The organism is Ornithinicoccus hortensis, assembly GCF_006716185.1.
In the GTDB taxonomy this organism is placed as follows: Bacteria; Actinomycetota; Actinomycetes; order Actinomycetales; family Dermatophilaceae; genus Ornithinicoccus; species Ornithinicoccus hortensis.
This window is the reverse complement of record NZ_VFOP01000001.1, coordinates 887,421-900,517: the sequence shown is the minus strand read 5'-3', so window position 1 is coordinate 900,517 and position 13,097 is coordinate 887,421. Positions and strand designations below refer to the sequence as shown.

The 13,097-nt window shown below is 71.2% G+C and carries 12 protein-coding genes and 3 tRNA genes; 12 read left to right on the top strand and 3 right to left on the bottom strand.

Features of this window, described 5'->3' with window-relative positions:
- Positions 1–2,307 (bottom strand): MMPL family transporter, encoded by a 2,307-nt coding sequence (locus FB467_RS04125; RefSeq protein WP_141783961.1) that lies wholly within the window; start codon positions 2,305–2,307, stop codon positions 1–3.
- A 97-nt stretch (positions 2,308–2,404) separates the two neighbouring features.
- On the opposite strand from FB467_RS04125, the gene FB467_RS04120 reads away from it, so the two are divergent.
- Genes FB467_RS04120 through FB467_RS04110 form a run of 3 tightly spaced genes read left to right on the top strand, consistent with a single transcriptional unit; the run spans position 2,405 to position 5,096 of the window.
- Positions 2,405–3,703, top strand: a complete 1,299-nt coding sequence (locus tag FB467_RS04120; protein WP_141783960.1) for a sensor histidine kinase — start codon at positions 2,405–2,407, stop codon at positions 3,701–3,703.
- Positions 3,700–4,380, top strand: a complete 681-nt coding sequence (locus FB467_RS04115; RefSeq protein ID WP_141783959.1) for a response regulator transcription factor — start codon at positions 3,700–3,702, stop codon at positions 4,378–4,380. Before FB467_RS04120 ends, FB467_RS04115 begins: the two co-directional genes overlap by 4 nt.
- Positions 4,377–5,096, top strand: coding sequence for a DUF4097 family beta strand repeat-containing protein (locus FB467_RS04110; RefSeq protein ID WP_141783958.1), 720 nt, complete (start codon positions 4,377–4,379; stop codon positions 5,094–5,096). The genes FB467_RS04115 and FB467_RS04110 overlap by 4 nt, the downstream gene beginning before the upstream one ends.
- 16 nt (positions 5,097–5,112) lie before the next feature.
- Here FB467_RS04110 and FB467_RS04105 read toward each other — a convergent pair whose 3' ends face one another.
- Complete coding sequence (locus tag FB467_RS04105; protein ID WP_228393327.1) at positions 5,113–5,568, bottom strand: GNAT family N-acetyltransferase; 456 nt, start codon at positions 5,566–5,568, stop codon at positions 5,113–5,115.
- 55 nt (positions 5,569–5,623) lie between these two features.
- On the opposite strand from FB467_RS04105, the gene FB467_RS04100 reads away from it, so the two are divergent.
- From FB467_RS04100 to FB467_RS04085, 4 genes are all read left to right on the top strand, one after another.
- Positions 5,624–6,655, top strand: coding sequence for a PHP domain-containing protein (locus FB467_RS04100; RefSeq protein WP_141783956.1), 1,032 nt, complete (start codon positions 5,624–5,626; stop codon positions 6,653–6,655).
- Between the two features lie 146 nt (positions 6,656–6,801).
- Positions 6,802–6,874 (top strand) — tRNA-Glu (locus FB467_RS04095).
- Positions 6,875–6,917: 43 nt separating this feature from the next.
- Positions 6,918–6,991: transfer RNA gene (locus FB467_RS04090), tRNA-Asp, on the top strand.
- Positions 6,992–7,179: 188 nt separating this feature from the next.
- Positions 7,180–7,256: transfer RNA gene (locus tag FB467_RS04085), tRNA-Phe, on the top strand.
- A gap of 84 nt (positions 7,257–7,340) precedes the next feature.
- Here FB467_RS04085 and FB467_RS04080 read toward each other — a convergent pair.
- Positions 7,341–7,853, bottom strand: a complete 513-nt coding sequence (locus tag FB467_RS04080) for a hypothetical protein (protein ID WP_141783955.1) — start codon at positions 7,851–7,853, stop codon at positions 7,341–7,343.
- A 248-nt stretch (positions 7,854–8,101) separates the two neighbouring features.
- On the opposite strand from FB467_RS04080, the gene FB467_RS04075 reads away from it, so the two are divergent.
- Genes FB467_RS04075 through FB467_RS04055 form a run of 5 tightly spaced genes read left to right on the top strand, consistent with a single transcriptional unit; the run spans position 8,102 to position 13,010 of the window.
- A complete protein-coding gene (locus FB467_RS04075) occupies positions 8,102–8,935 on the top strand; it encodes a siderophore-interacting protein (protein ID WP_141783954.1) in 834 nt (277 codons plus the stop codon).
- A gap of 35 nt (positions 8,936–8,970) precedes the next feature.
- Positions 8,971–10,071, top strand: a complete 1,101-nt coding sequence (locus FB467_RS04070) for an ABC transporter substrate-binding protein (protein WP_141783953.1) — start codon at positions 8,971–8,973, stop codon at positions 10,069–10,071.
- Positions 10,055–11,146: a FecCD family ABC transporter permease gene (locus tag FB467_RS04065; protein ID WP_211350549.1), complete on the top strand. Its 1,092-nt coding sequence runs from the start codon at positions 10,055–10,057 to the stop codon at positions 11,144–11,146. The genes FB467_RS04070 and FB467_RS04065 overlap by 17 nt, the downstream gene beginning before the upstream one ends.
- The gene (locus tag FB467_RS04060) at positions 11,143–12,198 is read left to right on the top strand and encodes a FecCD family ABC transporter permease (protein WP_141783952.1); all 1,056 of its coding nucleotides are present in this window, start codon (positions 11,143–11,145) and stop codon (positions 12,196–12,198) included. The genes FB467_RS04065 and FB467_RS04060 overlap by 4 nt, the downstream gene beginning before the upstream one ends.
- Positions 12,195–13,010: an ABC transporter ATP-binding protein gene (locus tag FB467_RS04055; protein ID WP_141783951.1), complete on the top strand. Its 816-nt coding sequence runs from the start codon at positions 12,195–12,197 to the stop codon at positions 13,008–13,010. The genes FB467_RS04060 and FB467_RS04055 overlap by 4 nt, the downstream gene beginning before the upstream one ends.
- The last annotated feature ends 87 nt before the right edge of the window (positions 13,011–13,097 follow it).

Here is a 13,097-nt window from a genome sequence, read left to right as displayed (position 1 = left end):
TCAGTGGTGCAGCCGCGGCAACCACGACGGGCCGGTGTGTGCCCGGTCGCCGAGCAGCCCCAACAGGGCGGGGAGCATGATGCCGCGCACCACCGTGGCGTCGAGCAACACCGCCGCGGCGAGGCCGACACCGAGTTGCTTCATCTCCAGGATCGACAGAGTGCCGAAGATCGAGAAGACGCCCACCATGACCGCCGCCGCGGCCGTCACCACCCCCGCCGACCGGGCCAGGCCGACCCGGATGGCTTCACGGGGCGAGGCACCGCCGTCCCGGGCCTCACGAACCCGGCTCGTCACGAAGATGTGGTAGTCCATCGACAGCCCGAACAGCAGCACGAACAGCATCAACGGCAACCACGAGGCGATGGCGCCGGTGGAGTTGAAGTCGAGCAGCCCCTCGGCCCAGGTGCCGCCGAAGACCGCCGTCAGGATCCCGTATGCAGCGCCGACCGACAGGGCGTTGAGCGCCACCGTCGCCAGGGCTAGGGCGGGTGAGCCGAAGGACAACGTCATCACAATCAGGGTGAGCGCCAGGACGAATCCGACCACCCAGGGCAGTCGCCCGTCCATCCAGCTGGTGAGGTCGGTGACCGCGGCGGCACCGCCCAGATGTACCGCTGCGTCGGGCACGTCGGCGAGGGCGGCCTCGATCTCGGGCAGCACCTGTGCCCGGACCTGGTCCACGACGTCGGGCATCGCCTCGTCGCTGGAGTTGACCTGTAGGCCGATGTTCCAGACGCTGACCGTCCCGTCGGCGGAGACCTGGACGCTGTCATCCACCGCGCTCACCAGGTCGAGCGAGCCCGCGGTGTCACCGGAGGCGAGCAGCGCCGCCTCGACGTCGGCGGCCGACCCGGCGGGGGCCCGGACGACGACCTGGAGGGCGCCGGACTCGTCGGCCGGGACCGCGTCGTGGAACTGGTGGTAGGCACGCACCGAAGCCAGGTCCTGCGGCAGCGTCTCGATGCCCCCCGTGGCGGTCTTCATGCCCAGCGCCGGGGAGGCGAGCGCCACGAGCAAGGCCCCCACGGTCACCGCCCAAGCCAGCGGGCGCTTGGTGACCTGCCCGGCAAGCCGGCCCCAGAAGGTGTCCACCGAGCCACGTCGGGCCTCGCGCCGCCGGGTGAACGGCAGTCGCAACGCCTCGACCTTGTCCCCGAGGATCGCCAGGATCGCGGGGAGGGTGATGGTGGCGGCGAGCACGGCGGCCCCGACCACGAGCATCGCGCCCAGGCCGAGCGAGGTGAACATGCCACCGGCCACCAGCATGCCCGACATCGCGATCACGACGGTCAGACCGGAGATTGCCACCGCACGGCCCGCGGTGCCGCCGGCGATCGCGATCGAGTCCTCGACCGTCGCGCCGGCATGTCGTTCCTCCCGCGCCCGGCGCAACACGAACAGCGCGTAGTCGACCCCGACCGCGAGACCGATGAGCAGCACGAGACTCTGGCTGTTCGGGTCGACGGGGATCAGCCCGGTGGAGACGATGGCGGTCAGTCCCAGCGCCACGGCCACGCTACCCAGCCCCAGGACGAGCGGCACGCCGGCCGCGACGACCGCCCCGAAGGCGAGCAGCAGGATGATCAACGTCACCGGGATCGAGAAGATCTCAGCGCGCACGAAGTCCTCGCCGATCGTCTCGTTCACCTCGTCATCCAAGGACGCCTCGCCGAACTGCCCGATCTCCAGGTCCGGATGTGCCTGTGCCATCTCCTGGGTCGCGGCGACGGCCGGTCCGGGCTCGACCGCCACCCCGTCGTCGTCGGCGACCATCTCCAGCGGGACGACGAGGCTGCCGTCGGCACCGGGGAACGCCTCCCCCACCCCCACGACGCCGGTCACGCCGTCGTACGCCATCGAGAGCTCCGCGGTCAGGTCCGCCGCATCCTCTGGCGCGAGGGGGCCCGCCGGGTCGGTCACGATGACGTATTCGGTCGGGACGTCGCCGAAGTCGGCCCCGTCCATGATGTCCTCGGCAGCCGCCGAATCGCCGACCAGTTCCCCTCCCTGCTCAAGGGTGGCGATACCGACCCCGGCGGTCACCGCGACGCCGGCCACCAGGACGAGCAGCGATGACAGGACGACAAGCCACCGATGCCGGACCGACCAACGGGCCAGCGGGCTGCGGGGTTGCTCCGGGCGGTAGCCGCCCGAGTCTTCTATCCCGAGACGGGCGGGGTTGGTGGACACTCCGGCCGCCGTCTCTCGCACCTCGACGCGGTCGCCCTCGACGAGGGCGACCGGGCTCTGTTCCTGGTTCTGGATCATGCCCATCAGCCTCTCGGCGGACGATGCCTGGATCATTGGCGCATACTCCCGATTCCGGACGGGGGTTACCCCCACCCGGTTCAGGGGGTTCCTCGGCTGACCTCCCGCACGGGGTTCTCCCTAGGGTTGTGGCATGACTTCCGTCCCGTCGGCCATTCCCGGCCCCGTGCACCTGTGGTTGCGGGGCTGGCAGCACCTGGTCTTCCTCGTGCTCAACGTGCTGACCGGACTGGTGGCCCTCAGCATCGTGCTGTCCATCGTGATCGGTGCCCTCGGGCTATTGGCCGCCGGCTCCGGGCTGGCGGTCCTGGTCCCCGCCATGTGGCTGGCCTGGCTGTTCGCCAGGGCCGAATTGGGCCGGATCGAGGTGTTCACCGCCCACCGGATCCCGGCGGAGACGCACCGTCCCGAGCCAACGTGGGTCAACGTCCTGGGTCTCACCCGGGTGCACCGGCGCGCGGCGGCCTACGTCGCCCTGCACTCCCTGTGGGGGCTCCTGATCGGCACCGTAGTGGCGTCATTCGTCGCGCTGGCCGTCTCGCTCCTGGCGATGCCGTTGTATGCCTCGCGCATCCCGGACAGTGGCCTGCACGTGCTGTGGGTGGTCGATGTCAGTTCCACCACGGGTCGGGTGGTCCTCTGGGTGGTCGCCGTCGTCGTGCTTCTCCTCCTCCCGTTCCTGGCCGTGGTGCTCACCAGCGTGGACATCCAGCTGGCCCGGACACTGCTCGGCCGCGACCCGGATGCCGAGATCGCCCAACTGTCCGAGCGGGTCGAGACGCTCACCCAGACCCGGGAGGAGACGGTCGACTCGGTCGAGTCGGAGCGGCGCCGGATCGAGCGCGACCTGCACGACGGGCCCCAGCAGCGCCTCGTCGCCATCGCGATGGACCTGGGCATGGCCCGGCAGCGGATGGCCGACGACCCCGAGGGGGCACGGGAGTTGCTGGACCAGGCGCACCTGGCCTCCAAGGAGGCGATCGTGGAGATGCGCCAGGTGGCGCGCGGTATCACGCCGCCCATCCTGGCCGACCGTGGCCTGGGGCCAGCCGCCTCGGCCCTGGCGGCGCGCTCACCCGTCCCGGTACGGATCGAGGCGGACGGTGTGGGCCGGCTCGACCCCACCACCGAGGCGATCGCCTACTTCTGCGTCTCGGAACTGCTCACCAACGTCGCCAAACACTCCCGGGCCGACCACGCACTGGTCCGGTTGACCCGCTCACCGGGAGAACTGCATCGGCTCGTCATCGAGGTCGAGGACGACGGCGTCGGCGGTGCCGTGCCCGGTCGGGGCACCGGACTCGTCGGGCTTCGCCAGCGGATCACCGCCGTCGACGGCACCATGCAGGTCACCTCTCCCGAGGGCGGCCCCACCCGCGTCATCATCACCCTTCCCGAACGCCCCGCAGCCCATCCGAGGAGCACCCGATGACTTCGCCCACCCACGTCGTCCTGGCCGAGGACTCGGTCCTGCTGCGCGACGGCCTGGTCCGCCTGATCACCGAGGGCGGCTTCGAGGTCGTCGCTGCCTGCCCGGACGCGGAGACCTTCCTGGCAGCCGTCGAGGAGCACCGTCCCGGCCTGGTCGTGGTCGACGTCCGGATGCCACCCACCTTCACCTCCGAAGGCATCCGGGCGGCCCTGCAGGTGCGGGATCGGTATCCCGAGACCGCCGTGCTGGTGCTCAGCCAGTACGTCGAGGAGCAGTACGCGACCGAGCTGGTCGCCAGCCGGGCCAAGGGCGTGGGCTACCTGCTCAAGGACCGGGTCGCCGACACCTCCGAATTCATCGACGCGCTCCGGGAGGTCAGCCAGGGCGGCACCGTCCTGGACCCTGAGGTGGTGCTGCAACTGTTGTCCCGGGCCCGGAACGCCGACCCGCTCGCGCGCCTCACCCCGCGGGAACGGGAGGTGCTCGGTCTGATGGCGGAGGGCCGCACGAACACCGCGATCGCGGGACGTCTGTTCATCGGTGAGGGGGCCGTCGAGAAGAACGTGTCCTCCATCTTCAGCAAACTCGACCTGCCGCCGACGGGGCAGGACCACCGTCGGGTGCTCGCCGTGCTCCGGTGGCTCGACCAGGACCGGACCCCGGGGGAGCCGTCATGACCCGTTCGACCGCAGCCGCCATCCGCATCGCCGGCGTCCTGGTGGCCATCCTCATCGTCCTGGGTCTGGCCGGTCCTGGCGTCGCCCAGCTGATCCGCCACACCGAGGTGACAGAGCACCCGCTCGCTGCGGACCTGGACCGGCTGACGGTCCACGCCGACGTGGGTGAGATCCGGATCAGGGCGATGGCGCCGGGCGAGGAGCCGGGAGCGGTGGCCACCAGCCGCTCGAGCTTCACCGACCCCACGGTCACCGTCGCGCAGAACGGCGGGGCGACCACCCTACGCAGCGACTGCAGGGGGCCCGGGTGGATCGACCCGTGCGAGGTGGAGTGGGATGTCCTGGTGCCGGCCGGGGCGGATGTGGACCTGCGCACCTCGGTCGGTCAGCTTCGCGTGGTGGGCGTCTCCGGCGTCGTGCGGGCGCAGACCAACGTCGGCGACGTCATCCTCACCGACTCCGGGAGCCCGGACGTAGACGTGCGGTCCTCGGTCGGTGAGATCTTCGTCACCAGCCTGGTCGCCCCCGACTCGGTGCAGGGGCGGACGAGCACCGGCGACGTCCGGCTGACCCTCCCGGGCGACGGGGCCGCCTACCGGGTGGACACCGACACCTCGATCGGGGAGACCCACAACCGGGTGGGCGACGAGCGGGGCGCCAGCAAGGTGATCACCCTGTCGACCTCCGTGGGCGACATCTTCATCCACCGGGACTGACGCTCGGCAGCGCTGTTCAGACACTGCCCTCGCGCACCATCGGCAGGTGCCGGATCCCGTCCTCGTCGTAGTCCGGACCACTGCGCACAAAGCCGAATCGGCCGTACCACCCCTCCAGGTGCGCCTGCGCCCCGATCCGGATGCGCCGGCCGCCGATCCGGGTGATCGCCTCGCGGACCAGCACCGCGGCATACCCGTGCCCCCGGTGCCCCTCGGCGGTGGCGACCCGGCCGATGATCATCGTGTCGGGGTCGGTGAGGATGCGCACCGTGGCGGCCACGGCTCCGTCGACCTCGACCCACAGGTGCTCGGTGCCCGGCTCGTCGTCCCGACCGTCGAGCTCGGGGTAGGGGCACTCCTGCTCCACCACGAAGACGTCCACGCGCAGCCGGAGCAGCGCATACAGCTGAGCGGTCGTCAGTTCCTCGAACCGTGCCACCCGCACGGCCGGCTCGGTCCCGGGCTCAGTCACGGGGACAAGCGTAGGACCGTGGGCCCGGGGCAGGGGCGCCGCGTACCGTCTACCCATGAGCATCGAGCCGGTGGACGCGCTGCGCAGGATCGGGTTCCTGCTGGAACGCAGCCGTCAGTCGACCTACCGGGTGAAGGCCTACCGGGAGGCGGCCAGCACCCTGTTGACCCTGCCCGAGAGCGAGGTGCGGGACCGGGTGCGCAACGGCACGCTGAAGGACCTGCCCGGCATCGGCCCGTCCACGGCGGCGGTCATCGAGCAGGCGGCCGCCGGGGAGGTGCCGGAGAAGCTCGCCGAGCTGGAGGCCGAGGCCGCGGGCCCCCTCGTGACGGGCGGGGAGGAGGTCCGGGCGGCCCTGCGGGGTGACCTGCACAGCCACTCCGACTGGTCCGACGGCGGCTCCCCGATTGAGGAGATGGTCGCCTCCGCGATGGAGCTGGGGCACGACTACCTCGCCCTGACCGACCACTCCCCCCGCCTGACCGTGGCCAACGGACTGACCGCCGCCCGGCTCGCCAAGCAGCTGAAGGTCGTCGACGCCATCAACGGGCACCTGGGGGACTCCTTCCGGCTGCTCAAGGCGATCGAGGTCGACATCCTCGACGACGGCACCCTGGACCAGACCGAGCAGATGCTGGACGCGCTGGACGTCCGGGTCGCCTCGGTCCACTCCAAGCTCAGGATGGACTCCCCCTCGATGACCCGGCGGATGATCGCGGCGGTGCGCAACCGGCATACCAACATCCTGGGGCACTGCACCGGCCGGCTGGTCGAGGGCAACCGCGGCACCCGCAAGCAGAGCACCTTCGATGCCCGGGCCGTCTTCGAGGCGTGCGCGGAGACGGGGACGGCGGTCGAGATCAACTCCCGGCCGGAGCGGACCGACCCGCCAGACGACCTGCTCACCCTCTCGATCGAGACCGGCTGCCTGTTCGCCATCGACACCGACGCGCACGCACCCGGACAGCTGGACTTCCAGGCCTACGGCTGCGAGCGCGCCCAGCGGCTCGGCGTCCCGCTCGAGCGGATCGTGAACACCTGGCCGCTGGAGGACCTCCTCGCGTGGGCGAACCCCGAGCGCCCCTGACCGGTCCGGCTCCGGCGGTGACCGGCCGCCGGCTCCCACCGCCGCTGAACGGCTCGCTTTGGAGTTTGCCGGGATGCTCACGTATGCTTCCCGACGTCCTCGACGGAACCGGGATCCGCCTGACGGCGAGGGACCGTACGGACAAGGTCCCCATCGTCTAGCGGCCTAGGACCCCGCCCTTTCACGGCGGTAACACGGGTTCGAATCCCGTTGGGGATACGGTGTCCCGTCATGGGACACTGAAGGCACAACGGCCTACCAAGGCCTCGTGGCGCAGTTGGTTAGCGCGCCGCCCTGTCACGGCGGAGGTCGCGGGTTCGAGTCCCGTCGAGGTCGCAGGAGACGAAGGGCCGCCGCTCTCCCCGGAGAGCGGCGGCCCTTTGCCATGTGTCCCGTCCAGCACCCGGCGAGCACGCCCGCGCGCGATGAGGGTGGGTCGCCCAGGATCAGGTATAGTGATCCCGCGCCGGAGCGATCCGGCGTGATGTTTGCGCAGGTCAGATCGCCTCTGAGCGCGCAGACCCGGCCAGGTAGCTCAGTTGGTACGAGCGTCCGACTGAAAATCGGAAGGTCGGCGGTTCGACCCCGCCCCTGGCCACCAGCAGCACAGCGCGAGCAGCGCCGGACCGGCCCACCCGAGGAGGGGCGGGCCGGTCTCGTCTCGGGCGGTCAGCCGATCAGCCGGTCAGAGCTTCTTGCACTGGTTCTCCTTGTTGCCGTCGACCTTGTTCTGGCCGCCGGTCGGCTTGGGGCTGTTGGACTTGCACTGCAGGTTGCCGTCGACGACGTTCTTGAAGACGTACTTGCTGCCCGACTTCTTGTTGCTGAACAGCTGGATGTCACCGTCGACGGTGTTGCGGCGCAGGTTCACCTGGCCGCCGGACTTGAGCTGGATGTTGCCCTCCACCCGGGCATCGACCACGGAGACGCGCTTGTGGGCCTGGGACTGGATGTTGCCGTCGACCCGGATCTTGGCGGCGTTGAGGGTCGCGTTGCCCTTGACCTCGATGTTGCCCTTGACCTTGGTGCCGTTCAGGGTGCAGGTCTTGCCGGCCGGCACCCGGATGTTGTCGTCCACCGTGATGGACCCGATCTTGCCGGTGCACACGCGGTCGCCGGCATGGGCGGCAGGGGCGGCGACGCCCAGGCTGGCGACCAGGACGAGGCCGGCGGCCACCGAGCTGAACATGCGCTTCATGAGAGTTCCTTTCGCGGGAGGCGGAACGCCTCGGGCCTGACCCGGAACCGTCGTCCGGGCTCGTCAGCCACGCTAGATTCGGCTGGTGAAACGACCATGAGGTCGTCGTGAGACTTCTCTCAGGCGGCGTTCAGGCTTCGTTCACCTCGCCGCCACGGCGTCGTCGGTCCCGTCGGTCGGGCGGTCGCGGTCAAACTCGGCAAGCCCGGGGGTCCCGCGCACCCAGAGATTTAGGTTAGCCTCCCCTTATGCCTGCCGTCGTCGAGCTCTCCGTGCGCCGATCGGTGCGCGTCTCGGCACACTTCCAGCGGGTCACCGTCGGCGGCCCGGCCCTGGACCGTATGCCGAACGCCGGCCTCGACCAGTGGTTCCGGATGTTCTTCCGGCTGCCCGGGCAGGACCGTCTCCGGCTCCCGGAGTGCCTCGCGTCGTCGCGGACCGACACTGCGGGAACTGTCGAGGCCACGGGCTGGTACCAGCAGTGGCTGGCGATGCCCGAGGAGCAGCGGCCCGGCTGCCGCAACTACACGGTCCGCGCATTCCGTCCGGACGACCGCGAACTCGACATCGACTTCGTGCTCCACCCGGGCCCGTCCGGGCGGATCGACTCACCTGATGCGGGCTGGGCCGTGCGGGCCGAGCCGGATGAGCCGGTCGTCCTGCTCGACCAGGGCACCACGTTCGCCCCGTCGGCCGGGTCCCGCGGGGTGCTGCTGGCCGGTGAGGAGTCGGCGCTGCCCGCCCTCGAGGGGATCCTGGCCGGCCTCGACCCGACCACCCGCGGTCGGGCCGTCCTCGAGGTGCCGGAGAGGGACGACATACGACCGCTGACCCATCCCACCGGGGTGACCCTCGACTGGGTGGTGCGCACGGCGCGATCTCCCGGGTCCGTCCTCGGACGGGCGGCGCTGGAACACGTGCGGGACGGCCCACCGGTCGACCGGCTGGCCTACGTCTTCGTGGCCGGAGAGTCCGGCCTCGCCACGGGGCTGCGCCGGCACCTGGTGCGCGCCGGCCACGACCCCGCCCTGATCCGCTTCGCCGGCTACTGGAAGTCCGAACGCACCACCAAGGCCGCCTGACGGCGGCAACCACCCGCCTGTACGAAAGGCCCCCCATGACCCGCCTCCTGCTGACCCGCCGCACGGCCGTCGCCACCCTCGTGGCCGGATCCCTCCTGCTCACTGCCTGCTCCTCCGGCGAGGACTCACCCGAGGGCGGCTCCGCCGACGACGGTGATGTCTCCGCCGCCGACGAGGGCGACGACGCGGACGAGGGCGATCAGGACGCCGAGGCGGGAGCGGACGACCACTTCCCCGTCACCATCGACTCCGCCCTCGGCGAAGCCGTCATCGAGGAGCGCCCGGAACGGGTGGTCACCATCGGCTGGGGGTCTTCGGACACCGCTGTCGCCCTGGGCGTGGTCCCGGTCGGGATCGAGGAGGTCACCTGGGGCAACGACGAGCACGGCAACTACCCCTGGGTGACCGAGGCCATCGAGGAGATGGGCGCCGAGCTCCCGGAGACCTTCACCGGCGGCCAGGAGATCGACATGGACGCCATCATCGGGCTCGAGCCGGACCTCATCCTGGCCCCCCTGTCCGGCATCACGCAGGACGACTTCAACATCCTCAACGACCTGGCGCCCACCGTCGCCTACCCGGACACGGTGTGGAACACGCCCTGGGACACCCAGATCGAGCTCATCGGGCAGGCCCTCGGGGAGCCGGAGGCGGCCCAGGAGGCGATCGAGGGCATCGAGCAGGAGCTGGCGGACCGGGCGGCCGAGCACCCCGAGTTCGCCGGCCTCTCCTTCGCCTACGTGTATGCCGGCGGCGAGCCCGGCACGCTGTCCTTCTACCAGGACGGCGCGGCGCGGGTCGACCTGATCAAGGGACTCGGGCTCGAACTGGACCCGACCGTGGCGGAGGTCCCGCTCAGCGACGGCGCGTTCACCTCGAACGTCGGCCTGGAGAATGCCGACATGCTGGACGACGTCGACATCCTGTTCACCTGGTACAACGACGAGGAGGAGCAGGCCCGCACCGAGGAGCAGCGACTCTTCGCCCAGATCCCGGCCGTCGAGCGCGGATCCCAGGTGGTGAGCATCGACCGGGAGCTGGGCATGGCCTCCAGCTTCCTGACCCCGCTGAGCGTCCCGTGGGCGCTGGACCGGTTCATCCCCGAGATCCAGACCGCCGTTGAGCAGCTCGACTGAGGTCGCCACCCGCCCGGAGGACCGGGCGGAGCCGGGTGCGATCCCGGCGATGGTCGGCCGGTCCCGGAACAGGCTGGGGCCGGCCGGCGGCCTCGGGCTGCTCCTGGTCGCCCTGGCCCTCCTGGTGCTGGCGGTGGGCCTCAGCCTGGCTGTCGGCTCCAACCAGATCCCGTTGACGGACGTCTGGAACTCGCTGTGGACCGAACTCTTCGGCACCGGCGAGACCTACGCCGACGACGTCATCGCCAGCCGGATCCCGCAGACCGTGCTCGGCCTGATCGCGGGCAGCGCCCTGGCCGTCGCCGGGGTGGTGATGCAGGCGCTGACCCGCAACCCGCTGGCCGACCCCGGGATCCTCGGGGTCAACGCCGGGGCCGCCGCCGGCATCGTCACCGCGATGGCCTTCCTCGGCATGAGCAGCGCGACGAGCAACGTGTGGGCCGCCCTGCCGGGAGCCTTCCTCGCAGTCGTCCTCGTGTATGCCCTCGCCTCCGGTCGGCGCGGCGCCACCCCGGTGCGGTTGGTGCTCACCGGCACGGTGGTCAGCTCGGTGCTGATGGCCTACATCCAGTCCGTCACGCTCAACATGGACCAGGTCTTCGGCGCCTATCGCTTCTGGGCGGTCGGCGGCCTCGCCGGGCGCACCATGGACCAGGCCGTCGACGTCCTGCCCTTCTTCGTTGTGGGGTTGTTGCTGGCGCTTCCGCTCGGCGCCTCCCTGAACGCGCTGGCGCTCGGGGAGGAGTCGGCCACCTCCCTCGGGGTGCGGACCGGGCGGGCCAAGATCGTGGGCGCGCTCTCGGCCACCCTGCTCTGCGCGGCGGCCACCGCCGCCGTCGGCCCGATCGGGTTCGTCGGCCTCGCGGTGCCCCACATCGTGCGGAGTTTCACCGGTCCCGACAACCGGTGGCTGATCCTGGTCAGTGCCGTCGCCGGGCCAGCCCTGCTGCTCTTCAGCGACGTGCTGGGCCGCTGGATCGCCCGGCCCGAGGTGCTGCTCACCGGGATCGTCACCGCGGTCCTCGGCGCCCCGTTGCTCATCGTGGCGGTGCGGCGGATGCGGGGACTGACGTGACCGCCCCCGCCTCCACCGGACCGCGCACCCTGCGCCTCGGCTCGGCGACGAGCCTCCAGTTCCGGCCCCGGACCCTCGCGGTCGGCGTCGCGATCGGGGTGGTCACCCTCGTGGTGGCGGCGGCGTCGTTGATGTTGGGCAAGAACGGTCTCACCGCGGGTGAGCTGTGGGGCGTCCTGACCGGGTCGGCGGAGCTCAGCCGGGCGACCGAGTTCTCGCTGGAGCGGCTCAGCGGCCCGCGCCTGTTCGTGGCGCTCGGTGCCGGCGCGGCGCTGGGTATCTCCGGATCGCTCTTCCAGACCGTCACCCGGAACCCGCTCGGCAGTCCGGAGATCGTCGGCCTGACCGCCGGTGCCGGCGGCGGCGCCGCGGCGGCCGGGGTGCTCTGGCCGGGCATCGTGCCGCTCCCCGTCGGCGCGGTCCTGGGCGGCGCCGTCGCGGTGACCCTCGTCTGGTTCAGCACGGGACGGGGGTTCTCCGCGCCCGGGCGCCTGATCATCGCCGGCATCGCGGTGTCCGCGATCTGCTCGGCGCTGACCGGGTTGGCGCTGACCAAGGCCGGCGAGCAGCAGGCCGAGGGCCTGGCCTTCTACCTCAGCGGCACCCTGGCCTCCCGCGCCTGGGGACACGTGGCCCAGGTCTGGGTGGTGCTCCTGGTCGTGCTGCCGTTTGTGCTGGCCATCGCCCGCAACCTGAACCTGGTCCAGCTGGGTGACGAGCTGGCCGACAGCCTGGGCGGCCGCAGCAACGCCACCCGGTCCGCCGCGATCTGCGCCGCGGTGCTCCTGGCGGGCGCCGCCGTGGCGGTCTGCGGGCCGGTCTCCTTCGTGGCGCTCGTCGCGCCGCAGGTCGCGATGCGGTTGACCCGCGCCGCCACGCCCGGGATCATCGCCCCGGCCCTGGTGGGGGCGCTGCTGTTGACGCTGGCCGACATGACCGTGCAGAACCTGCCCCAGGGGGTCAACCTGCCGGTGGGCATCGTCACCGCCGGGATCGGCAGCATCTACCTGGGCTACCTGTTGGCCACCGAGATGAGAAGAGGCACCCTGTGACCGCGCTACCGCTCGCCGAGACCGCAGGGGGTCCGCGCCTGGCCGCCGACGGGGTCACCCTCTCCTACGAGGGCCGGGTGGTGAGCCGCGACCTGAGCACCGAGATCCCGCCGGGCAGCTTCACCGTCATCATCGGCCCGAACGCCTGCGGCAAGTCCACCCTGCTGAAGTCGTTCGCCCGCACGCTCAAGCCGGAGGCCGGGCAGGTGACCCTGGACGGCAAGGCCCTGAGCAGCTTCCGTCCCAAGGAGCTCGCCCGCCGGCTGGCGCTGCTACCGCAGAGCCCGCTGGTCCCGGACGGGATCACCGTGCGCGACCTGGTCGGCCGCGGCCGGTTCCCGCACCAGACGCTGCTGAAGCAGTGGTCCCGCGAGGACGAGGAGGCGGTAGCACAGGCGCTGCTGGCCACCGGCGCCCAGGACCTGGTCGACCGACACGTCTCGGAGCTGTCCGGCGGTCAGCGCCAGCGGGTCTGGGTGTCCCTCGTGCTCGCCCAGCAGACCGAGTTGTTGCTGCTGGACGAGCCGACCACCTTCCTCGACATCGCCCACCAGTTCGACCTGCTGGAGATCTGCGCGCGGCTGAACCGCGAGGGCCGCACCATCGTGGCGGTGCTGCACGACCTCAACCAGGCCGCCCGCTACGCCACGCACCTGATCGTCATGAAGGCCGGGGAGATCGTCGTCGAGGGCAATCCGCGGACGATCCTCACCGCGGACGTGGTCTCCCACGTCTTCGGGCTCGGGTGCCGCGTCATCCCGGACCCCGAGACGGACACCCCGCTCGTCGTGCCGCTGGCCAGCCCGCGCTAGCCGGAATGGCGTCCACCGGTCCGGCCACCCCGGCGCCGGGTCACTAGGAGAACGTTCGGGGCACTGGTGGCATGGTCGGACGTGCTA